This is a genomic window from Variovorax terrae, assembly GCF_022809125.1.
Lineage (GTDB): Bacteria > Pseudomonadota > Gammaproteobacteria > Burkholderiales > Burkholderiaceae_C > Variovorax_A > Variovorax_A terrae.
Genome location: NZ_JALGBI010000001.1, coordinates 2279595 through 2302473, shown reverse-complemented (window position 1 = coordinate 2302473; position 22879 = coordinate 2279595). Strand labels below are relative to the sequence as shown.

Genomic DNA, 22879 nt, shown 5'->3' with positions numbered 1-22879 from the left:
CGCTGCGGCCGCCGGCTGCGGCGATTTCCGTGCATTTCGGCCCGAGGTCCAGGAGGAATGGGCGCCGGGTGCTATTCAATTCATAGCGAACACAAGCGACAGGAGTAGATCATGAGCCAGAAAGTAGCGTACGTCACCGGCGGCATGGGCGGCATCGGCACCGCCATTTGCCAGCGTCTTCACAAGGATGGCTTCAAGGTCATCGCGGGCTGCGGCCCCACACGCGACTTTGGCAAATGGCTGAACGAGCAGAAGGCGCTGGGCTACACCTTCTACGCCTCGGTGGGCAATGTCGGCGCCTGGGAGTCCACGGTCGACGCCTTCAGCAAGGCCAAGGCCGAGCACGGCTCCATCGACGTGCTGGTGAACAACGCCGGCATCACGCGCGACCGCATGTTCCTCAAGATGACGCGCGAGGACTGGGACGCGGTGATCGAGACCAACCTCAACAGCATGTTCAACGTTACCAAGCAGGTGGTGAGCGACATGGTGGAAAAAGGCTGGGGCCGCATCATCAACATCAGTTCCGTGAACGGCGAAAAAGGCCAGGCCGGCCAGACCAACTACTCCGCGGCCAAGGCCGGCATGCACGGCTTCACGATGGCGCTGGCCCAGGAGCTGGCGAGCAAAGGCGTGACGGTCAACACCGTGAGCCCGGGCTACATCGGCACCGACATGGTCAAGGCCATCCGCCAGGAAGTGCTCGACAAGATCGTGGCCACCATTCCCGTCAAGCGCCTGGGCGAGCCGAGCGAAATCGCCTCCATCATCTCGTGGCTGGCCACGGACGAAGGCGGCTATTCCACCGGCGCGGACTTCTCCGTCAACGGCGGCCTGCACATGGGCTGAGGCCTCTTGCGAGGCTTTCCGAAAAAGACCCGCCGCGAGGCGGGTTTTTCTTTTGGGGGCCCGCTCTCCAATGACAGCGGGGCTCGCCATCAAAAAGCGCCGGCGGCGGGCGGCTCCTGTAGTAAATTTCCTGTCATGCATTCCGTCGGGTGCGGCGGGCCTGAGCCCGCCGCGGTCGGCATGGCCAGCCCCTGCAACCCTTGACCCGAAGGAGAACCCGTCCGCATGCCCCACAGCGTCGCGCTCATCAACACCATCGCCGCAGGCATGGGGCTGGCCCTGATCCTGGGGTTTCTCGCGGCCCGCCTGAAGCTGCCCGCGCTGGTGGGCTACCTGCTGGCGGGGGTGATCATCGGGCCGTTCACGCCGGGCTTCGTGGCGGACGCGGCGATCGCCAGCCAGCTGGCCGAGATCGGCGTGATGCTGCTGATGTTCGGCGTGGGCCTGCACTTCTCGCTGGACGACCTGCTGTCGGTGCGCAAGCTGGCGTTGCCGGGCGCGGTGGTGCAGATGGCCGTGGCCACCATGATGGGCATGGGCGTGGCCACCTGGTGGGGCTGGAGCCTGGGCGGCGCGCTGGTGTTCGGCCTGGCGCTCTCGGTGGCGAGCACGGTGGTGCTGCTGCGCGCGCTGGAGACGCTGGGCATCCTCGATTCGTTCACCGGCCGCATCGCCGTCGGCTGGCTGGTGGTGGAAGACCTGGCCATGGTGCTGGTGCTGGTGCTGCTGCCGCCGCTGGGCGGCTGGCTCAACGGCACGGGCGGCGCCAGCGACCCGCTGGCGCTGTGGGAGGCGCTGGGCCTGACGCTGCTGCAGGTCGGCGGCTTCGTGGCGCTGATGCTGGTGGTGGGACGGCGCGTGTTTCCCTGGGTACTGTGGCAGGTGACGCGCACCGGCTCGCGCGAGCTGTTCACGCTGTGCGTGGTGGCGGCGGCGATCAGCATCGCCTTTGCCTCCGCGGCGCTGTTCGGCGTGTCGTTCGCGCTGGGGGCGTTCTTTGCCGGCATGGTGATGCGCGAGTCGGAGTTCAGCCACCGCGCGGCCCAGGAGTCGCTGCCGCTGCGCGATGCGTTCGCGGTGCTGTTCTTCGTGTCGGTCGGCATGCTGTTCAACCCGATGGTGCTGGTCGAGCGGCCGCTGCAAGTGCTGGCGGTGGTGGGCATCATCATCGTGGGCAAGTCGCTCGCGGCGGCGGCGCTGGTGGTGGCGTTTCGCTACCCGCTGAACACGGCGCTCACGGTGTCGGCCAGCCTGGCGCAGATCGGCGAGTTCTCGTTCATCCTGGTGGGCCTGGGCGGTTCGCTGGGCCTGCTGCCGGCCGAGGGGCAGAGCCTGGTGCTGGCGGGGGCGCTGATCTCGATTGCGGTCAACCCGCTGGTGTTCCGCGCGATCAACCCGCTGCAGCGGTGGCTGCGCGCAAGGTCGGCCTTCGCGCGCAGGCTCGAGCAGCGCGACGACCCGCTTGCCGAGCTGCCCATGTCCACCGACGCCAAGTTCCTCTCGCGCCAGGTGGTGCTGGTGGGCTACGGGCGGGTCGGGCGGCGCATTGCGGCCGCACTGGCGGCGCATGACATTCCGTATGTGGTGGCCGAGCAGAACCGCGAACTGGTGGAGCAGCTGCGCGCCCAGGGCGTGCCGGCCGTCTCGGGCGATGCGGCCGATCCCGCGGTGCTGATCCAGGCGCATATCGCGCGCGCCCGCATGCTGGTGATCGCCACGCCCGACACCCTGAACGTGCGGCAGATGATCGGCATCGCGCGCACGCTCAACCCCGCCATCGAGACCGTGGTGCGTACGCACAACGAGGAAGAGGCCAGGCTGCTGGAGCAGGAGAACGCCGGCAAGGTCTTCCTCGGCGAGCAGGAACTGGCGCAGTCGATGACGCGCCATGTGCTGGAGCGCTCGGGCGCGGTGCACGCCGCGCAGATGGCCTGACGGCCTGCGATGCCGGCGAGGGCTGGGTTGCAGTGCAACATAAGGGTAAACCCTTATTATCGGAAGAATTAAGAACTTCTTCTGACCGCAGTGGGTCGTAAACGGTGATAACAACCCTAAGACGATCTACGAAGGAGGTCCCCATGTCCTCTGCCAAGCGGCCTTTCTACCGCTCCCTGTACCTGCAGGTTCTGACGGCTGTGGTGATCGGTGTCTTCCTCGGGCATTTCTACCCGCATCTGGGCACCGAAATGAAGCCCCTGGGCGACGGCTTCATCAAGCTCATCAAGATGATCATCGCGCCCATCATCTTCTGCACCGTGGTGGTGGGCATCGCCGGCATGGAGGACATGAAGAAGGTCGGCAAGACCGGCGGCCTGGCGCTGCTGTACTTCGAGCTGGTGAGCACCCTGGCGCTGCTGGTCGGCCTGACCATCGTGAACCTGTTCCAGCCCGGCGCCGGCATGAACGTGAACCCGGCCACGCTGGATACCAAGGGCATCGCCGCCTACACGGGGCCCGGCAAGCTGCAGGGCGCGACCGAGTTCCTGCTGGACATCATTCCAAGCTCGGTGGTCGATGCCTTCGCCAAGGGCGACATCCTGCAGGTGCTGCTGTTTGCCGTGCTGTTCGGCTTTGCGCTGCACAAGTTCGGCGGGCGCGGCACGCTGGTGTTCGACATGATCGAGAAGACCTCGAAGGTGCTGTTCGACATCGTCGGCATCATCATGAAGGTGGCGCCCATCGGCGCCTTCGGTGCCATGGCTTTCACCATCGGCAAGTACGGCATCGCCTCGCTGTTCTCGCTGGGCAAGCTGATGGGCACGTTCTACCTCACTTGCCTGATCTTCATCTTCGTGGTGCTGGGCATCATCGGCCGCCTGCACGGGTTCAGCGTGTGGAAACTCATCAAGTACATCAAGGAAGAACTGCTGATCGTGCTCGGCACCTCTTCGTCGGAGTCGGTGCTGCCGCGCATGATGGAGAAGATGGAGAACCTCGGCGTGCGCAAGTCGGTCGTGGGCCTGGTGATCCCCACCGGCTATTCGTTCAATCTCGACGGCACCTCGATCTACCTGACGATGGCCGCGATGTTCATCGCCCAGGCCACCGACACGCCCATGACCCTGCTGCAGCAGGTCACGCTGCTGGCCGTGCTGGTGCTCACCTCCAAGGGCGCTGCCGGCGTCACCGGCAGCGGCTTCATCGTGCTGGCGGCCACGCTCTCGGCCGTGGGCGGCGTGCCCGTGGCCGGGCTGGCGCTGATCCTGGGCATCGACCGCTTCATGTCGGAAGCGCGGGCGCTGACCAACCTGGTGGGCAACGGCGTGGCCACGCTGGTGGTCGCCCAATGGACCGGCGAACTCGACACCACGCGCATGCGTGCCGTGCTGGACCACGAGACCTGGGAGGAAGCCCAGGAGCCCGAAGCCATCCTGGAGCGCGAGGGCGAGCCCGGGCGCTGAGGCTCAGGCGGCCGGGTCGGCCTGCCGCTGACGTGCCGGGCTGAAAAGACGCCCAAAACCGTCCGCGCCGGGCTCGAGCCCCGCGACTTTCATCACATTCCAGAAGCCGGCCGGCGAGCTGGACGCCGCAGGCACGCCAAGCGAGGCTTCGAGCGCCGGAATCACATCCAGCGTCAGCAGGCCACCGCAGGAGATGAAGATGCCGTCGGCCGCCGGATTCTCGCGGTAGACCGACGTGGCCAGTTCGATCAGGGTCTGCGGCGGCACATCGCCGACCGCCTGCACGCCGGTGATGGACAGGCCGCGGATGGCGGTGACCTCGAAGCCGGCGCCGCTCAGGTAGTCGACCAGGCGGTCGTTCAGTTCGTCGATGTAGGAGGTGGCCACGGCCACGCGCCGCAGGCCGAGCGCGCGCAGCGCCTCGACGATGGCGTGGCTCATGGTGGTGCAGGGCAGGCCGGTGGCCTGCTGCATGGCCTGGCGCAGCTCCTCGGTGAAGGCGGCGCCACGGTAGAAACTGATGGAGGTGCCCATGAGCGAGATCGCCTGGGCGCCGGCGTCGCGCAGTTCGCGGGCCTTGTCCAGCACGGTGTCGATCACGGTGTTGAAGCCGCTGGGCGAAATCTCGCCCAGGCCGAGCCCGCGCGCGATGAAGCGCACGCGGCTGCCATAGAGCCGGGCGGCATCGCCGGGCACGGCGCCGCTGGCAGGGGGGACGATCAGGCCGAGGGTGGGAGTGGAGTCGAGGGGCATGGCAAGCAGGCTGGACAGGGTTGGATGTGAGTATGCGGATGCAGCGGGCGAGTGGGGTTGCCGGGTGCTTCCGCTCAGATGAAGACGGCCAGTGCCGGGTGGTCGCGGTGCAGTTGCCGGGCGTCGGGGCCGTCGGGCGACATCATCGAGAAATCCGCGAAATCGAAGCCGGGGCCCACCATGCAGGCGGCCAGCGTGTAGCCGCCGGGGCCACCGGTGCGCGGACGCGCTGCCTGCCACAGGCCGGCGCCGACGACATGCTGGGGCTGGACGCCGGCATGGGTCTCCACCGGGCCGAGCAGGTGGCAGGTTGCTATGTTTTTGATAGCATCCCATGTCCACAGGTCAAGGACATCGCCCTCAAGGTGCACCCAAACTTCATCGGACAGGACGCGGTGCCAGCGCGAGTGCTGGCCGGCTTCGAGCAGGAAGTAGATGGCGGTCAACGCGCTGCGCTGGCCGCGGCCGTCGGCTGTCTGAACCTGGGCGGGTGAGCGGAACACCTCGCGGTACCAGCCGCCTTCAGGGTGGGGCTGCAACTGCAGCGCGGCCTTGAGTTCGTGGGGGCGTGTCGACATGGGAGCGCAGTGTGCCTCAAACCACGATGGGCGTGGCCGCGCCGTCCATGGTCAGGATGGCGCCCGAGATGTAGCTGGCCCGCCGACGCCAGGAACAGGACGGCCGAGGCCACTTCCTGCGGTTGCGCGATGCGCCCCAGCGGGGCGCGCTGGCTGGCGCGCGCCAGCGTTTCCTCCATGGTGTCGCCGGACAGCCGGGCTTCGGCTTCCAGGCCCTGCTGCAGGCGTTCGGTGTGGGTGGCCGAGGGATTGATGGCGTTGACGCGCACGCCCCGGGGCCCGTAGGCATGGGCCAGCCCGGCCGTCACCAGCATCAGGGCCGCATTGGCGGCGCCGCCGGGCAGGTGCGTGGGGCTCGCCACCTTGCCGCCCGCGCCGATCACGTTGACGATGGCGCCGTGTCCCTGCGCCGCCATGAGCTTGATGACCGGGTCGATCACGTTCAGGTAGCTGAAATACTTGGCCTCCATGGCATCGCGCCAGTGCTGCGGCGTGAGCTCGTCCGGCGGCGTGCGGCGCGCCGCGCCGGCACAGGTGACCAGGATGTCGATGCCGCCGAGCGCGGCCTGGGCTTGCTGCACCGCGCGTGCGGCCTGCGCGGCATCGGCCAGATCGGCTTGCACGGTGACCGGCGGCGAGCCAGCCGGGCCGAGGGTGGCCTGGGCTGCGGCGAGGTTGTCCGCCCGGCGCGAGGCGATGGCGACCTGCGCTCCCTCGCGCAGGAAGGCTTCGGCGCAGGCCAGGCCGATGCCCTTGCTGCCGCCGGTGATGAAGACGCGCTTGTGGTGGAGTTCGAGGTTCATGGAGGAATCTTTCGAGCGCGAAGCGCCACGGTTACAACAGCTGTTCGGGCACGAGCGGGCTGAGCAGGAAATTGTGTAGCCGCATGAGGAAGGTGGTCTCGGGCTCGCTGGTGAGCACGACTTCATGGTCGTTGTCCAGCGTGAGCCATTCGATGGTGCCGGCGGGCGACAGCCGCAGCCGGTAGGCGCTTTGCAGCTTGCTGATGTTGATGATGCGCAGCATCTCGCGGGCCAGCGGCGGGCTGTCGATCAGGATGCCGAGTTCGGTGTTCTGGCTGGCCGAGCGCGGGTCGAGGTTCATGGAGCCGACGAACACGGTGCGGCGGTCGATCACCACGGTCTTGGCATGGAGCAGCCCGCGCGAGGAGGTACCGAACATGTTCAGGCCTAGGCGCTTGTTGGTGGCCGCGCGCATGGCGCTCAGCTCGTACAGGTCGACGCCGTCCTTGAGCATGCCCACGCGGTAGCGGGCGTAGCCGGTGTGCACCAGCGGCGAATCGGAGGCCGCCAGCGAATTGGTCAGGATGGTCACGTTGACGCCATTGCTGCGCAGGTTCTTCATGACGCGCATGCCCTCCCTGCCCGGCACCAGATAGGGCGACATCAGCACCACCTCGGTCTGCGCCGCCTGCACGCTGTCCATCACGTTCAGCGTGACGCTGGTGGAGCGGGCTTCGTCGTCGTCCGCGAGGGTGACCTTGTTGGGCGGGTCGGCATAGGCATAGCCGGTGCCCCATACCAGGCCGATACGCCCGGTTTCCAGCTCCTCGCTGATCGGGCCGTAGCCGAGCACGTCCACCGGCGGCAGGTTCTGCAGGGGCTGGCTCGGTTTTTCCATGCCGAGCAGCTTGGCCAGGTCCTGCTGGAGCTGGTCGCCGTCGCTTCGGGTGCCGACGATGGTTTCCACGGGGTAGGCCTGCTCGCTGTTCCAGTAGCGGTCGAAGATGGCCTGCAGCTGAGGCACCACGGCGCCGATCAGGAAGGCATCCATGTCCAGGAAATTCTGCAGCGGGTTGCGGGTGAAGTATTCGTCGGCGATGTTGCGGCCGCCCACGATGGCCATGGCGCCGTCGGCGATGAAGAGCTTGTTGTGCATGCGCCGGTTGAGCCGGCTGAAGTCTGTCAGCGAGGCCATGAACCGGCTGGCGATGTTGCCGCGCGCGCAGCAGAAGGGGTTGAACAGCCGCACTTCGACGCGCGGCAGCGCGGCCATGGCGCGCAGCATGCTTTGTGTCGAGGCGGTGTGCAGGTCGTCCACCAGCAGCCGTACCCGCACGCCGCGCAGGGCCGCATCGCGCAGGCTGCCCAGCAGCAGCCGGCCGCTGGAGTCGCCCTCGATCACGTAGTACTGCAGGTCCAGCGACTGCTGCGCGCGCTGGATCAGCTCGATGCGCGCGTCCAGGGAATAGACGCCCAGCGGCAGCAGCCGCACGCCGGTCTGGTCTTCGGCCGGGATGGAGGCTCTGGCGGTCTTGGCCAGCGCGGTGTCGGCCGCAGGCAGCGCGTTGGAGGCAGTGCGCGGCATCTGCGCAGGCAGTGAGCCGCAGGCGGCCAGGGTGGTGGCCAGCAGCAGGGCGCCGATGCGGGCGGCCCGGGACAGATGGGCGCGTGTGGCGCACAATGTTGCTGTAATGAATCGTCGGGCGAGATAAATCATGAAGCGCACGCTGTCCCTGTTCTTGCTGCTGTTGTCCTGGTCCGCACAGGCGGCCCTGGATGTGGGCGAGCCTGCGCCGAACTTTACCGTGCCGGCCGCCCTGGGGGGCAAGGTTTTCAAATACTCGCTGGCCGATGCACTGGCCAGAGGCCCGGTGGTGCTGTATTTCTTCCCTGCCGCATTCTCCTACGGCTGTTCGATCGAGGCGCACACCTTTGCCGAGTCGATGGACAAGTTCGAGGCGCTGGGCGCGACGGTGATCGGCGTGTCGGGCGACGACATCGACATCCTGTCCAAATTCTCGCTGCAGTCCTGCCAGAGCCGCTTCCCGGTCGCCTCGGACGAGAGCAAGACGGTCATCAAGGCCTATGACGCGGTGATGCAGACGCGGCCGGATTTTGCCAATCGCATCACGTATGTGATTGCGCCGAACGGCCATGTGGTCTACCAGTACATGAGCCTGAACCCGGACCGGCATGTCGAGAAGGCGCTGGCCGCGTTGCGCGACTGGGCGCCGTCGGGCAAGACTTCGAAATAGAATGAAATGAACAGGCATTGAGCCATATGTCCGCGGTGTTCAAGAACTTTTCCGCGGAAGGGGTATCTACCTCATACACCTCTCAGAGGGATTGTCCGAAGGGAGGCGCACAATAGCCAAAGGGTCCAGGCTTGGACGCGAGCAGTCCGCCGGGGCCGGGAAGGGGGTTGTATGGATGTGGTCCGTAACTTTCTGACACGCTACGAGCAGACTCGCGAGGACGAGCTGTCCATCGAGGAATACCTGGAGGCCTGCAAGCGCGATCCGCTCGTCTATGCGACGGCGGCCGAGCGCGTGCTGGCGGCCATCGGGGAGCCGGAGTTGTTCGACACGCGCCACGACCAGCGCCTGTCGCGGCTGTTCGGCAACAAGGTCATCAAGCTCTATCCCGCGTTCCGCGATTTCTATGGGCTGGAGGAGCCGATCGAACAGGTCGTTTCCTACTTTCGCCACGCGGCCCAGGGCCTGGAGGAAAAAAAGCAGATCCTCTACCTGCTGGGACCGGTGGGCGGCGGCAAGTCCTCGATCGCCGAGCGGCTCAAGCAGCTGATGGAGCAGGTGCCGTTCTATGCCCTGAAGGGCTCGCCCGTCAACGAATCGCCGCTGGGCCTGTTCAGCAACACCGAGGATGCACCGCTGCTGCAGACGCAGTATGGCATCGCACCGCGCTACTTGCAGCGCATCATGTCGCCCTGGGCCGTCAAGCGGCTGGACGAGTATGGTGGCGACATCCGCAAGTTCCGCGTCGTCAAGCGTTATCCGTCGATTTTGAAGCAATGCGCGATCGCCAAGACCGAACCGGGTGACGAGAACAACCAGGACATCTCCTCGCTGGTGGGCAAGATCGACATCCGCAAGCTCGAAACCTACGCCCAGGACGATCCGGATGCCTACAGCTATTCCGGCGGCCTGTGCCTGGCCAACCAGGGGCTGCTCGAGTTCGTGGAGATGTTCAAGGCGCCGATCAAGGTGCTGCACCCGCTGCTGACCGCCACCCAGGAAAGCAATTTCAAGGGCACCGAAGGCTTTGGTGCCATTCCATTCGACGGCATCATCATGGCGCACTCGAACGAGAGCGAATGGAAGGCGTTCAAGAACAACCGCAACAACGAAGCCTTTCTCGACCGCATCTACATCGTCAAGGTGCCGTACTGCCTGCGCGTGTCGGACGAGGTGAAGATCTACGAGAAGCTGATTCGCAACTCCTCGCTGGCCAACGCGGTCTGCTCGCCCGGCACGCTCAAGATGATGGCGCAGTTCGCGGTGCTCACGCGCTTGAAGGAGCCCGAGAATTCGAGCATCTTCAGCAAGCTCATGGTCTACGACGGCGAAAGTCTCAAGGACACCGATCCCAAGGCCAAGAGCTACCAGGAGTACCGTGACTATGCCGGCGTGGACGAGGGCATGAGTGGCATCTCCACGCGTTTCGCCTTCAAGATCGTGTCCAAGGTGTTCAACTTCGACTCGACCGAGATCGCCGCCAACCCGGTGCACCTGATGTATGTGCTCGAGCAGCAGATCGAGCGCGAGCAGTTTCCTCCCGAGATCGAGCAGAAGTATCTCGCCTTCATCAAGGAAAACCTGGCGGTGCGCTATGCCGAGTTCATCGGCAAGGAGATCCAGACGGCCTACCTGGAGTCGTATTCCGAGTACGGGCAGAACATCTTCGACCGCTATGTGACCTATGCCGACTTCTGGATCCAGGATCAGGAATACCGGGATACCGACACTGGCGAGAGCTTCGACCGTTCGGCGCTGAACGCCGAGCTGGAGAAGATCGAGAAGCCCGCGGGCATCAGCAATCCCAAGGATTTCCGCAACGAGATCGTCAACTTCGTGCTGCGCGCGCGCGCCGGCAATGCCGGCAAGAACCCGGTCTGGACGAGCTACGAGAAGCTGCGCACGGTGATCGAGAAGAAGATGTTCTCGAACACCGAAGACCTGCTGCCGGTGATCTCGTTCAACGCCAAGGCCAGCGCCGACGAGCAGAAGAAGCACGAGGACTTCGTCAACCGCATGGTGGATAAGGGCTACACCACGCGCCAGGTGCGCCTGCTGTGCGAGTGGTACCTGCGGGTGCGCAAGAGTTCCTGAGGCGGGCGGGAGCCGACACACCGCACGCCCACTGAACCGCCCAGACCGGAGGCCACCATGCTCCAGCAAGTCATCGACCGCAGGCTGTCGGGCAGGAACCGGTCCATCGGCAACCGAGAGCGTTTCCTGCGCCGCTTTCGCGAGCAGATCCGGGAAGCGGTGCGTCGCGCCGTGGATGGCCGCAGCATCCATGACATCGAACGCGGCGAGGACATCACCCTGCCGCGGCGCGACGTGTCGGAACCCGTTTTCAGCCACGGCCCGGGCGGCACCCGCGAAATCGTGCATCCGGGCAATCGAGAATATGTGCGGGGCGACCGCATCGAGCGCCCGAGCGGCGGCGTTGGTGGCCTGGGGCAGGGAGATGGCAGCCCCGACGGCAGCGGCGAGGACGACTTCGTGTTCCGCATCTCGCGCGAAGAATTCATGCAGTATTTCTTCGACGATCTTGCGCTGCCGCATCTGGTGCGCACCCAGCTCCTGCCCGATGCGCCGGAATGGCGCTCGCAGCGCGCCGGCTTCATCTCGGAGGGAACGCCCACCAATCTGCACGTGGTGCGGTCGATGCGCGCTGCCCTGGGCCGGCGCATCGCCATGGGCGGCAGCGTGCGCCGGCAGTTGGCCGAGCTCGAGGCCCAACTGGCGCAAGCGGCGCGCCACGCCCATACGCCCAGAAGCGAGATCCTGGCGCTCAAGGCGCAGATCGAGGCGTTGCGGCGCAGGCTGCTGCAGATCCCGTTTCTCGACCCGTTCGACCTGCGCTACCGCAATCGGGTCCGGGTGCCGCTGCCCACGGCCAAGGCCGCGATGTTCTGCCTGATGGACGTGTCCGGCTCCATGGACGAGGCGCGCAAGGACATCGCCAAGCGTTTCTTCATCCTGCTGTACCTGTTCCTGATGCGGCACTACCAGAGGACCGAGGTCATCTTCATCCGCCACCACACCCAGGCTTCCGAGGTGTCGGAGGAGGAGTTCTTCCGGTCGACCGAGAGCGGGGGCACCGTGGTGTCGAGCGCATTGACGCTGATGCACCAGATCATCCAGGAGCGCTATCCCCCGGGCCAATGGAATATCTACGGCGCCCAGGCCTCCGACGGTGACAACTGGCACCAGGATTCGGCGAAGTGCCGCGAACTGCTGGCCGAGAAACTGCTGCCGCTGTCGCGCTACTTCGCCTACGTGCAGGTGGGCGAGGAAGACCAGAACCTCTGGGCGGAGTACACCCAGGTGCGCGAAACGCATGCGAACTTCGCCATGCAGAAGATCACGCAGGCGGCGGACATCTACCCCGTGTTCCGGGAACTGTTCAAGAAAGCGGGGGCATCATGAGCCGACACGACACGCCGGTGGAGGCTGCCTCGTCGTCCCCGGCAGCCTCTTTCCGCCAGCGCGAGCCGCTGCCGAGTCCGTCGGACTGGTCGTTCGAGCTGATCGAGGCTTACCACAGCGAGATCGCCCGCACGGCCCGCCGCTTCGGACTGGATACCTATCCGGTGCAGCTCGAGATCATCAGCGCCGAACAGATGATCGACGCCTATGCCTCGGTGGGCATGCCGGTGAACTATAGGCACTGGTCCTACGGCAAGCGGTTCATCGCGACCGAGAAGAGCTACCGCCGTGGCCACATGGGGCTTGCCTACGAGATCGTGATCAACTCCGACCCCTGCATCGCCTACCTGATGGAAGAGAACACGATGCCGATGCAGGCGCTGGTGATGGCGCATGCTTGCTACGGCCACAACTCGTTCTTCAAGGGCAACTATCTGTTCCGCATGTGGACCGACGCCACGTCGATCATCGACTACCTGGTGTATGCGCGCAACTACATTGCCGATTGCGAGGAGCACTATGGGCCAGACGTCGTCGAGGACCTGCTCGATTCCTGCCATGCGCTCATGAGCCACGGCGTGGACCGGTACCAGCGCTCGCAAAAGCTCTCGATGGCCGAGGAAGAGGCGCGCCGCAAGGACCGCGAGGCCTACCTGCAGCAGCAGGTGAACGACCTGTGGCGCACGCTGCCCAAGCCGGCCGACCGCCAGCAGGCCGAGAAGGCCGGGCGCCACTTCCCGGCAGAGCCGCAGGAGAATATCCTGTACTTCATCGAGAAGAACGCGCCGCTGCTGGAACCGTGGCAGCGCGAGGTGGTGCGCATCGTGCGCAAGATCGCGCAGTATTTCTATCCGCAGCGGCAGACGCAGATCATGAACGAAGGCTGGGCCACGTTCTGGCACTACACGCTGCTCAACACCTTGTACGACGAAGGCAGGCTGACCGACGGCTTCATGATCGAATGCCTGCGCTCGCACACCAACGTTATCTACCAGCCGCCGGTGACGCATCCGGCCTACAGCGGCATCAACCCCTATGCGTTGGGCTTCGCCATGTTCAACGATCTCAAGCGCATCTGCCGGTCACCGACGGACGAGGACCGGCAATGGTTTCCAGACATCGCAGGTTCCGACTGGCTCAAGACGCTGGACCATGCGATGCGGCACTTCCGCGACGAGAGCTTCATCGGGCAGTATCTGTCGCCCCGCCTGATGCGCGAGCTGCGCCTGTTTTCCATCGTCGATGATGCAGCCCGCAGCGAGCTTGAAGTCTCCGCGATCCACGACGAAGCCGGCTATCGGCATGTGCGCGAGGCCCTGGCCTGCCAGAACGACCTGAACTGGCGCGAGCCCAACATCCAGGTCTGGAACGTGGACGTGCGCGGCGACCGCTCGCTGACGCTGCGCCATACCCGGCACAACGATCGCCCGCTCGACGAGGAAGTCCAGGAAGTGCTCAAGCACGTGGGGCGGCTGTGGGGCTTTCGTGTGCGGCTCGAAAGCGTGGACAGCCACGGCAAGGCGCTGCAGCAATGGGAGGTGACTCCGCCGCACCCTTGAGTTCGGGCCGGGGAGCGGCTAGGTGATGTCTTCGATCACGAGCCGCCGATACCTTTGCGCATAGGAGAAGGGCACGGTGTGCACCACGTCCATGACGCGCCGGGTTTCTTCATCGGATGGTGCGTGGATCATCAGGGCGTAATGCCCCTGGAGCGCGCGTTCTTCATACTCGCGCACGGTCGCGGCTTCGGTGCCCAGGGAGGGCAGAAGATTGGGGTCGTCGTGCCGGATGGTGCTCCCAATTTTTCCGAGAATGGCTTCGGGCTCGAGCAGCATGATGTCGTGCTCGCCATAGCCGCCAGCACGCAGATCGTGGTCGATCTTTTCGGCATCCTCAAAATTGGTCAGCATCACGAACAGATAGCCAATCGGATAGAACACTCCGCGCAGCGTGAGCATCCGGGTTTCGAGCGCAAATGGCTTCATGGCAACTCCTCGGCGGCGCATGGCAGGGCACCGCACCTGATGTTGCTACTTTAGGTTCTATCAATGGCCGCGCCAACGATTGCACTCCTTTCAGCAGGGGTACTTTCCTCGCGGCGCATGAGCCTGGCCAAGGCAGGATTCGGGGTGCATCACACCCCGAATCCAGTGGCCTGTGCTCGCCGGTCAGGCGTCAATGCCTACTTGCGTGACAAATTTGGTGTTCAGGTAGGCCTCGATGGCCTCGGAGCCACCTTCCGAGCCATAGCCCGAGTCCTTCACGCCGCCAAAGGGAACCTCGGGCAACGCGAAGCCGTGGTGGTTGATGGTGACCATGCCGCTTTCGAGCGCCGCGCTGACGGCACTGGCGGTCTTGAGCGAGCGGGTGTAAGCGTAGGCGGCGAGCCCATAGGGCAGCCGGTTGGCTTCGCGGATCACCTCATCGAAATGTTTGAAAGGCAGGATGGGCGCAATGGGGCCGAAGGGCTCTTCACTCATGATCCGTGCGTCCACGCCGACACCGGTGAGCACCGTGGGCTCGAAGAAGTTGCCCTCGGTGCCGATGCGCTTGCCCCCGGTGGCGAGGCGGGCGCCCCTGGACACGGCGTCGTCCACCAGCCGCTCCATGGCCTGGACGCGCCGCGCGTTGGCCAGCGGGCCCATGCGGGTGGACGGGTCCAGGCCGTTGCCGACCTTGACGTTCTGGGCCGCGCGCACGAAGCCTTCGACGAAGCGCTCATAGACCGATTCATGGATCAGGAAGCGCGTGGGAGAGGCGCAGATCTGGCCCGCGTTGCGGAACTTGGCGCCGCTCAGCAGGGCGATGGCCGCATCCACATCGGCATCCTCGAACACGATGGCCGGGGCGTGGCCGCCCAGCTCCATGGTGACGCGCTTCATGTGCTGGCCAGCCAATGCCGCGAGCTGCTTGCCCACCGGGGTCGAGCCGGTGAAGGTGACCTTGCGGATCACGGGATGCGGGATCAGGTAGCCCGAGATGTCGGCGGGCGTTCCAAACACCAGGTTGATGGCACCCGCCGGCACACCGGCATCCACATAGGCCTGCACCAGCGCGGCGCAGCTCGCCGGTGTTTCTTCCGGGCCCTTGAGGATGACCGAACAGCCGGAGGCCAGCGCGGCGGACACCTTGCGCACGGCCTGGTTGATCGGGAAATTCCAGGGCGTGAAGGCGGCCACCGGGCCCACGGGTTCCTTCACCACCATCTGGCTGATGCCTTCCGCGCGTGCCGGAATGATGCGGCCATAGGTGCGCCGGCCTTCCTCGGCAAACCAGTCGATCAGGTCGCCGGCCGAAGCGGCCTCGGCCCGGGCCTCCGCAAGCGGCTTGCCCTGTTCCTGCGTCATCAGGAGGCCGATGGCATCGGCCCGGCTGCGCATCAGGTCGGCGGCCTTGCGCAGGATCTTGTAGCGGTCGAACGCGGACACCTTGCGCCATGTGTGAAAGCCCGCATCGGCGGCGGCTAGCGCGCGGTCCAGGTCGCTGCGGTCGGCATGGGCCAGTCGGGCCAGGGGCTGGCCGGTGGCGGGATTCAGGATGGGCTCGCTCTTGCCTGCGGCACCATCGCACCATGCGCCGTTGATGAAAAGTTGGACGTCTGAGTACATGATCTGCTTGTTGAATGGGGGAACATGCCGAGGGCGGCCTTGTTAGCAGGCCGCCCTGGGGCTTTCAGGCCAGCGACTGCGACCAGTCGGCGATCAGGCGGCAGCACGCGCGCTTGTGTTCAGGCTGGTCGAACAGGTAGTGCTTGGCGCCGGGGATCGGGGTGAGCAGCTTGTTGTCATGCGGTACGGCGTCGTACAGCATCCTGGCGTGCCCCGGGTAGCATCCCGGATCGGCCGTGCCGTAGATCACGTGCACGGGCGCCTTGACGGTCTGCAGGCGCTCGGGGCCGTTGCCGTTCGACAGGGACGAGCTCCATTGCGAGAGCCAGGAGCGCAGGCTGGTGTAGTGGCCGATGGACGCGGGAATCAGGTTGGCCACATCAGGAGCGCCCCATTGCGTGGTGGCGGCGCGGTCCGATGGATCCAGCGACAGATCGAGGTTGCGCGGATCGGCCATGGTGCCATGCACCACGAAGGGCAGGTCGTCGACGCGGCCATGGGTGCGTTCCTTCAACTCGGCCAGTTGCGCCAGCGCCCATTGGGTGATGCGCTCGCTGCGCGCCACTTGTGCCGCGCGGTAGCGCGCCAGGAATTCGGGCGAGTAAGGGGGGCCGTTGTCCGGGTTGAACAGGTCGAGCGCCGGGTCGCGCCGGAAGGGATCGGTCTCGTCCAGGATGGACGGGTCGAGCTTCTCGGTGAGAACGATGTTGCGCCCGGGGTGGGCCATCAGCATGATCAGTCCGTCGGCGGGCGGCAGGTCCGCGCGGGTCAGGTCCGGCGGCCCGCCCGCGGGCGGCGCCGTGATCGTCGGGTGCTCGGCCTGGTTCTGGTAGAGCGCCACCAGACCGCCGCCGCCCGAATTGCCGATCAGCACCACGCGCCTGTAGCCCTCGTTGCGCAGGTGGCGGACCACCGAGCCGATGTCGACCACGCAATGCTCAAGCAGCAGCATGGCTTCGTTGCCGATGTAGCGCGTGGTCATGCCGATCGCATCCACGCCGCATTCGGCCAGCGCATCGAGGGCATAGTGGCCCATGAAGTTGGAGGAGGGGTGGATCACCACCACCGCCGTGTCGGCGATCGGCCCGCCCACGCCGGCGGCGCGGTGCCGCGTGCACCACAGGACACCGGCGCGGCGCGCCACGCCGGACTGCACGTCCATGGCGCCGCTGCTCTGCATCGGGACGGCCAGCAGTTCCCGGCGATTCATTTGTGTTCTATCCATGATTCAGCGTGCATTCCATGACTGGTAGTAGTCGGCTTTCTCCGCGGCCAGCGCGGCGCGCCCGATCAGCAGCGGCTTGAAGGTGTCGAGCATCACAGCGCACTCCTCGGTGCGCTGCCCCACCCGCGAAGGCCCCGATTCGTAGGCGGCCGGCTGCGGGCCGTGGATGTGGCCGGCAGGGTGCAGCGAGAGGGCGCCGCGTTCGATGCCCGTGCCCTTGCGGCTGAAGAAATTGCCTTCGGCGTAGAAGATCAGTTCGTCCGAATCGACGTTCGAGTGGTAGGACGGAATCGGCATGGCGCGCGGATCGTAGTCGAGCATGCGCGGCACGAAGTTGCAGAACACGCAGTTGGGCGCCTCGAACACTTGATGGACAGGTGGCGGGCGATGGAAGCTGCCGGTGATCGGGGAGAAGTCCGAGATGTTGAGCGCGTAGGGATAGTTGCAGCCGAACCAGCCCACGACATCGAAAGGATGCGTCTGGTAGGTGTAGCGGGTCAGGCCATTGCGGTTCTTGACCACGACCTCCACATCGCCGCCCTCGGCCAGCAGCGGCCCTTCGGGGCGGCGCAGGTCCAGTTCGGAATAGGGCGACTCCTGGTTGTACTGGCCCTGGGCCGTGAGGTAGCGCTTGGGCGGGCGGATGTGGCCAGCGGTCTCGAACACCAGCGCGCGCAGCGGCTCGCCGCCCTGCGGCAGCCAGCGGTGGGTGGTTGCCTTGGGGATGACCACGTAGTCGCCCTGCCGGACCTCCAGCACGCCGAACACCGTTTCCAGCCGCGCGGCGCCGTCGTGGATGTAGAAGAGCTCATCGCCCGCTGCATTACGGTACAGCGGCGATGGCCTGTCGCACACCGCAAACGACGCCAGAACGTCGCTGTTGCCGCACAGCAGTTGCCGGTTTCCGACCATGTCGCCAGCCTCCTGCAGCGCGCTGGTGCTCAGCAGGCGCGGCAGCAAGGGGTGGTTGTCCACGAGATCAGGGGCCTGGTGCGGGAGTGATGTTGTCTGGACCACGGCGGAGGGCGGCGAGCGGTGGTAGAGCAGGGACATGTTCGACGAAAAACCTTCCTCGCCCATGACCTCGGCCGCGTAGAGCTTGCCGTCCGGGCGCCGGAATTGCGAGAACCGCTTGCGCGGTATCTCGCCGACTTGCATGAAGTAAGGCATATGCACATCCCAATCGTTCAAAAGAAAACACAAACATTCATTCGCGGTGCTGAGCGTAGTTTTTTGGAAAGCCGGGGTCCATTAGGGTTTGTATCAATAAAATGAAACCATGTTCCAAAATATTATCTCATCCGTTGCCGGCCACGATGGCCGGTGACGCAGGGGTCCTATGGAAATCACTTTCGACGAATATTTCAAATACGAGCATCACGAAGCACGCATCCCCGCGCCGCTGCGGCAGGGGTGCGATCCGGTCCGGCATCGCGTGGTCATCGCAGGTGGAGGCCCCACCGGCCTCGCGCTGGCGCTCGGGCTGGCCAACTACGGCATCCCGGTGGTGGTGCTGGAAGCCGACGACACCGTGTGCAGCGGCAGCCGCGCCGGCGCCTTCACGCGCCGCACGCTTGAGATCCTGGAGCAGTTGGGCGTCATCGACGAGGTGATGCGCACGGGCCATGGCTGGACCACGGGCTGGACCTACTACCGCGACAAGGAAGTGTTCCGCTTCGACATGCCGCACGACGCGCACCAGAAGTACCCGCCCGCGATCAGCCATCTGCAGAACTACATCGAGCACTGCATGGTGGAGGAGGCTCAGCGGCGCAGCGGCCTGGTTGACATTCGCTGGAAGACCCGGCTGAAAGCCCTGAGCCAGGATGCCGACGGCGCCCGCCTGGAAGTGGAGACGCCCGAGGGAAGCTATGCACTCGAGGCCGATTGGGTCGTGGCCTGCGATGGCGGCCGCAGCACCGTGCGCGATCTGCTGGATCTGCGCATGCAGGGCAAGCGCCACGAGGGGCGCTACGTGATCATCGACATCCGCATCGACACCGAAGGCCTGCCGGTCGGCCGGCGCTGCTGGTTCGACCCACCCTCGAAGCCGGGCGGCACGCTGCTGATGTACAAGAAGCCCGGCAACATGCTGCGCTTCGACTACCAGTTGAACGAGGACGATGACGAGGTCGAGGAGATGAAGCCCGAGCGGGTGTTCGCCCAGGTCGACCGGCATCTGCGCATGATGGGCATCGAGCGGACATGGCAGCCGGTCTGGATGAGCCTGTACCGCGCCAGCGCGCTGACGCTGGACAGCTACCTGCATGGCCGCGTGCTGTTTGCCGGCGATGCGGCGCACCTCGTGCCGATCTTCGGCGTGCGCGGCATGAACTCTGCCATCGACGACACCCACAACCTGGCCTGGAAACTGGCCTTCGTGGCCAAGGGGCTGGCTTCGCCCCAGCTGCTGGAGAGCTACAGCAGAGAGCGCGTTCATGCCGCACGCGAAAACCATCGCTTCGCCTCGAAAGGGGCGGAGTTCATGGCGCCGCCTTCGGCCCCGTTTCGCCTGATGCGCGACGCGGTGCTGTCGCTGTCGGAGCGGCATCCCTGGATCACCAGCCTGATGAACCCGCGCCAGCATGCGGCGATCCCGCTGTATGACTCGCCGCTCAATGCCGGCTCGCAGGACGCGGCTGTGTTCCGGGCCGGTCCGTTGCCCGGAGACATCCTGCGCGAATGCCCGCTGGACATCCAGGGGCAGCCCGGCTTCCTCACCGATCTGCTCGGGCCCCGCTTCACGGCGATCTATTTCAGCGAGGCGGGTGAGGTGCCTGCGGCGCTGGGGGAGGCATTCGGCGATCTGGCGGCGCGCGTACCTTTCCAGGCGCAAGTGGTTGCGCGCCGGGCGGCAGCGCCGGGCGGCGCCGCGCTGGATTCCAGCGGACGCCTGTTTTCGATGTACGGCGCCCAGGCGGGAAGCCTGTACCTGGTGCGCCCCGATGGCCATGTGATGGCGCGCTGGCTGGAGGCCGAACCCGAGGCCCTTGTTCTGGCCATCGATCAGGCCCTGGGCCTGGAACAGGAGGCATGCCATGTCTGAGCAGGAATTCGACGACGTCTACACCCGGCTGTGCTACGCGTTGACCGACGTGGGCGAAGCCCGCACGCCCGTGGTGCTGGCGCGGCTCGTGCTGCTGCTCATGAAGCAGGTCGACGATGCCGCCGCCATCAGCGAAGCCATTGATTCAGCGCTCGAAGGGAGCCATACAGCATGAAGGATGATCGTTCGGCAGTACCCGCCCCGCAGGCGGGAGAACCCACCCCGATGACGGGGGGCGAAGCCCTGGCTCGCCAGCTCGTCAAGGAAGGCGTGCGTGATATTTTTGGGGTGCCCGGGGTCCAGCTCGACTGGGCCGTGGACGCGCTGGCCGGCATGCAGGATGAGTTGCGCTTCATCGTGCCGCGGCACGAGCAGGCCACGTCGTACATGGCGGACGGCTATGCGCGCTCCAGCGGGCGCGCGGGCGTCAGCATGGTGGTGCCCGGCCCCGGCATGCTCAACGCGCTGTCTGGCTTGGCCACTGGCTACGCCTGCAGCTCGCGCATGCTGTTCCTGGCAGCGCAGATTCCCTCTGACAAGATAGGGCGCGGCCTGGGTATGCTGCATGAGTTGCCCGATCAGTCGGGCATCCTCAAGAGCCTCGTCAAGTGGCATGGCTTGGCCGCATCGCCGGCAGCAGTACCGGGTGTTCTGCGCAACGCGGTGCAGCAACTGCACAGCGGCCGGCCGCGGCCGGTGGGGGTAGAGATCCCGCAGGACGTTCTGCAGCGCTCCGAGCCCGTGGCGCTCGCCGATGCGACCGTGGCGGCGGAACCCGGGCAGGTCGATGAAGCCTTGATCGAGCGTGCGGCAGCGCTGCTGCGCCGCGCCCGCATGCCGGTCATCGTGGCCGGCGGCGGCATCGTGGCCGCCGGCGCATCGGCCGCGCTGGCCCGTCTGGCCGAGCGGCTGCAGGCACCGGTGCTGGTCACGGAGAACGGCACGGGCGCCTTGTCCTCGCGCCATCCGCTGGCGCTGAACTGGCTCTCGTCGCGGGCCCTGCTGCCGCATGCCGACGTGGTGCTGTCGGTGGGCAGCCGCTTCATCGAACCGCAGGGCGCGCCGCCGCGCCTGCGCGCCGATGCGCGCCTGATCTCGGTCAATGCCGAAGCGCAGGACCTGGGGCCGCCACGCACGCCCGAGGCCGCAATCTGTGCCGATGCACGGCTGGCCCTGGAAGCGCTGGCAGCCGCGCTCGACGGGCACCGGCCCGCCGCCGACCGCACGGGCGACGTCCAGACGCTGCGCGCCTGGACCGCTGCTCAGCTCGCAGACATCGAACCGCAATGTGAATGGCTGCGCGTCTTGCGCAGTGCCATCCCGGACGACGGCTTTCTGGTGAGCGACCTCACGCAGGTCGGCTACCCGGCTCACCTGGGCTATCCCGTGTACGAGCCCGGCACCTTCATCAGCGCGGGTTATCAGGGGACTCTGGGCTACGCCTACACCACGGCCCTGGGCGTGGCCGCGGCGCACCCCGACCGCGCCGTGGTGGCCATTGCAGGCGATGGCGGCTTTGGCTGGACGCTGCAGGAACTGGCCACCGCGCGCCGCTACCATCTGCCGGTGGTGCTGGTGGTCTTCAACAACGAGGCTTTCGGCAACGTTCGCCTGCTGCAGGAACGCCAGTTCGGGCGCAGTTACGCCACCGAGCTGACCAACCCCGACTTCATGCATCTGGCGAAGGCCTTCGGCGTCGACGGCATGCGCGTCTCGAATCCTGCGGGACTGGCCGGCGCTCTGGCCGGCGCCCTGGCGGCACGCCGTCCCGCGCTCATCGAAGCAAGGACCGGGGCGTTTCCCAGTCCCTGGCATTTGATCCGGGGCGGCGCGCCTGCGACGCCCAATCCTCTTGGCACACCGATAAACGTTGAAGGAGACACACCATGAAGGCTATCACCCGGTTGTTGAGCGCCCTGTGCGCCTTGCCCATCCTGCTGTCGCCCGCGCTGGCGGCGACGGACAGCTTTCCGCAGAAAGGGAAAGTGATCCGCATCATCACGCCGCTCTCGCCTGGCGGCTCATCGGACATCCAGGCCAGGGCCATTGCCAACCGCCTGTCCCAGCAGACCGGCGTGCCCGTGATCGTCGAGAACAAGCCGGGCGCCTCGACGGCCATTGCCGTGCGGGAGCTGATGCGCTCCCCGGCTGACGGCTACACCTTGCTCTACACGATCACGGTGACAACGAGCCAGCTGCCGCACCTGTATGCGAAGCCGCCGTTCGACGTCTTCAAGGACATGACGCCGCTGGGCGTGGCATCCCGCACGCGCACGATCCTGGTGGCCACCGGTAGCGCGCCGTACAACAACCTGAAGGAAATGGTGGCCTATGCCAAGGCCAACCCGGGCAAGGTGAACTACGGTTCGTACGGCATCGGTTCCTCGGGCCACATCAACGGCGAACTGCTCAAGGCAAATGCCGGCATCGACATCGTCCACGTGCCTTACAAGGGCAGCACCGAGGCCGTGCGCGACCTGCTCGGCGGCCAGATCCAGATCGTGTTCGACGGCCCCTCCACGGCGATCGCCAATGCCAAGGCCGGGCTGGTGAAGATCCTCGGTGTGGCCGACAAGGACCGACTGCCGTCGATCCCGGATGTGCCCACCATCACCGAGGCGGGTGTGCCCGGGATCGACCTGCCGGGGCTGGAGCAGTTCTTCGCTCCTGCCGGAACGCCCAAGAACATCGTCAATGCGCTCAATGCCGAGCTGATGAAGGCCGTGCGCTCGCCGGAGGTGACGGAGCTGTTCATCCGTGGCGGCTCGACGGTGGTGGCCAGCACGCCGGAAGAGCATGCCCGCATGATGCGGGAGGACTCGGAAAAGTGGGGTACCGTGATTCGCAAGCTCGGTATCCGCATGGACTGATTCCCGCCGGGAGTCCTTTCCTGGAGCCGCCAGCGCGGCTCCTTTTGTTTTCTTGCCGCGCCGGAGGATGAGATGCCCCGGCCGGTGTCTCCAGAGCCGTTCCCCGGGGCGGCCAGACTGTCTGCCGA

Annotated in this window: 18 protein-coding genes and 1 pseudogene; 11 read left to right on the top strand and 8 right to left on the bottom strand. The window is 66.0% G+C overall.

What is annotated here, in order from left to right; all coding sequences use genetic code 11:
* Window positions 1-111 precede the first annotated feature (111 nt).
* The 3 genes from phbB to MMF98_RS10795 all read left to right on the top strand — a co-directional run bounded on the left by phbB (window position 112) and on the right by MMF98_RS10795 (window position 4250).
* A complete protein-coding gene (gene phbB / locus MMF98_RS10805) occupies window positions 112-849 on the top strand; it encodes an acetoacetyl-CoA reductase (protein ID WP_243306276.1) in 738 nt (245 codons plus the stop codon).
* A gap of 225 nt (window positions 850-1074) precedes the next feature.
* On the top strand, window positions 1075-2784 hold the full coding sequence (locus tag MMF98_RS10800; RefSeq protein WP_243306275.1) for a cation:proton antiporter domain-containing protein: 1710 nt from the start codon (window positions 1075-1077) through the stop codon (window positions 2782-2784).
* A gap of 143 nt (window positions 2785-2927) precedes the next feature.
* Window positions 2928-4250, top strand: a complete 1323-nt coding sequence (locus MMF98_RS10795; RefSeq protein WP_243306274.1) for a dicarboxylate/amino acid:cation symporter — start codon at window positions 2928-2930, stop codon at window positions 4248-4250.
* 3 nt (window positions 4251-4253) lie between these two features.
* Here the strand turns inward: MMF98_RS10795 and MMF98_RS10790 are convergent, their stop codons facing one another.
* The 4 genes and pseudogenes from MMF98_RS10790 to MMF98_RS10775 all read right to left on the bottom strand — a co-directional run bounded on the left by MMF98_RS10790 (window position 4254) and on the right by MMF98_RS10775 (window position 8041).
* On the bottom strand, window positions 4254-5003 hold the full coding sequence (locus MMF98_RS10790) for an arylmalonate decarboxylase (protein WP_243306273.1): 750 nt from the start codon (window positions 5001-5003) through the stop codon (window positions 4254-4256).
* 74 nt (window positions 5004-5077) lie between these two features.
* Entirely contained in the window at window positions 5078-5581 is a 504-nt protein-coding gene (locus MMF98_RS10785; protein WP_243306272.1) for a cupin domain-containing protein, read from the bottom strand.
* A 16-nt stretch (window positions 5582-5597) separates the two neighbouring features.
* Window positions 5598-6384: pseudogene (locus tag MMF98_RS10780) on the bottom strand (SDR family oxidoreductase).
* Window positions 6385-6415: 31 nt separating this feature from the next.
* Window positions 6416-8041 carry a phospholipase D family protein gene (locus MMF98_RS10775; protein ID WP_243306271.1) on the bottom strand — a complete coding sequence of 542 codons (1626 nt, stop codon included), beginning with the start codon at window positions 8039-8041 and terminating at the stop codon, window positions 6416-6418.
* On the opposite strand from MMF98_RS10775, the gene MMF98_RS10770 reads away from it, so the two are divergent.
* The 4 genes from MMF98_RS10770 to MMF98_RS10755 all read left to right on the top strand — a co-directional run bounded on the left by MMF98_RS10770 (window position 8040) and on the right by MMF98_RS10755 (window position 13561).
* Entirely contained in the window at window positions 8040-8579 is a 540-nt protein-coding gene (locus MMF98_RS10770; RefSeq protein WP_243306270.1) for a peroxiredoxin, read from the top strand. The genes MMF98_RS10775 and MMF98_RS10770 overlap by 2 nt on opposite strands.
* 171 nt (window positions 8580-8750) lie before the next feature.
* Entirely contained in the window at window positions 8751-10673 is a 1923-nt protein-coding gene (locus MMF98_RS10765) for a PrkA family serine protein kinase (protein WP_243306269.1), read from the top strand.
* A 57-nt stretch (window positions 10674-10730) separates the two neighbouring features.
* Window positions 10731-12002: a YeaH/YhbH family protein gene (locus tag MMF98_RS10760; protein WP_243306268.1), complete on the top strand. Its 1272-nt coding sequence runs from the start codon at window positions 10731-10733 to the stop codon at window positions 12000-12002.
* Window positions 11999-13561, top strand: coding sequence for a SpoVR family protein (locus tag MMF98_RS10755; RefSeq protein ID WP_243306267.1), 1563 nt, complete (start codon window positions 11999-12001; stop codon window positions 13559-13561). The genes MMF98_RS10760 and MMF98_RS10755 overlap by 4 nt, the downstream gene beginning before the upstream one ends.
* A gap of 18 nt (window positions 13562-13579) precedes the next feature.
* Here the strand turns inward: MMF98_RS10755 and MMF98_RS10750 are convergent, their stop codons facing one another.
* The 4 genes from MMF98_RS10750 to MMF98_RS10735 form a co-directional block, all read right to left on the bottom strand.
* Complete coding sequence (locus MMF98_RS10750; protein WP_243306266.1) at window positions 13580-13987, bottom strand: RNA-binding protein; 408 nt, start codon at window positions 13985-13987, stop codon at window positions 13580-13582.
* Between the two features lie 183 nt (window positions 13988-14170).
* Entirely contained in the window at window positions 14171-15610 is a 1440-nt protein-coding gene (locus MMF98_RS10745; RefSeq protein WP_243306265.1) for an NAD-dependent succinate-semialdehyde dehydrogenase, read from the bottom strand.
* A gap of 64 nt (window positions 15611-15674) precedes the next feature.
* On the bottom strand, window positions 15675-16820 hold the full coding sequence (locus MMF98_RS10740; protein ID WP_243306264.1) for an alpha/beta hydrolase: 1146 nt from the start codon (window positions 16818-16820) through the stop codon (window positions 15675-15677).
* A gap of 18 nt (window positions 16821-16838) precedes the next feature.
* Complete coding sequence (locus tag MMF98_RS10735; RefSeq protein WP_243306263.1) at window positions 16839-18005, bottom strand: homogentisate 1,2-dioxygenase; 1167 nt, start codon at window positions 18003-18005, stop codon at window positions 16839-16841.
* A 169-nt stretch (window positions 18006-18174) separates the two neighbouring features.
* On the opposite strand from MMF98_RS10735, the gene MMF98_RS10730 reads away from it, so the two are divergent.
* The 4 genes from MMF98_RS10730 to MMF98_RS10715 are packed head-to-tail and all read left to right on the top strand — an operon-like array spanning window position 18175 to window position 22751.
* Window positions 18175-19881 (top strand): FAD-dependent monooxygenase, encoded by a 1707-nt coding sequence (locus tag MMF98_RS10730; RefSeq protein ID WP_243306262.1) that lies wholly within the window; start codon window positions 18175-18177, stop codon window positions 19879-19881.
* Window positions 19874-20056, top strand: a complete 183-nt coding sequence (locus tag MMF98_RS10725; protein WP_243306261.1) for a DUF2783 domain-containing protein — start codon at window positions 19874-19876, stop codon at window positions 20054-20056. Before MMF98_RS10730 ends, MMF98_RS10725 begins: the two co-directional genes overlap by 8 nt.
* On the top strand, window positions 20053-21771 hold the full coding sequence (locus MMF98_RS10720) for a thiamine pyrophosphate-dependent enzyme (RefSeq protein WP_243306260.1): 1719 nt from the start codon (window positions 20053-20055) through the stop codon (window positions 21769-21771). Before MMF98_RS10725 ends, MMF98_RS10720 begins: the two co-directional genes overlap by 4 nt.
* Window positions 21768-22751: a Bug family tripartite tricarboxylate transporter substrate binding protein gene (locus MMF98_RS10715; protein WP_243306259.1), complete on the top strand. Its 984-nt coding sequence runs from the start codon at window positions 21768-21770 to the stop codon at window positions 22749-22751. Before MMF98_RS10720 ends, MMF98_RS10715 begins: the two co-directional genes overlap by 4 nt.
* Window positions 22752-22879: the final 128 nt, after the last annotated feature.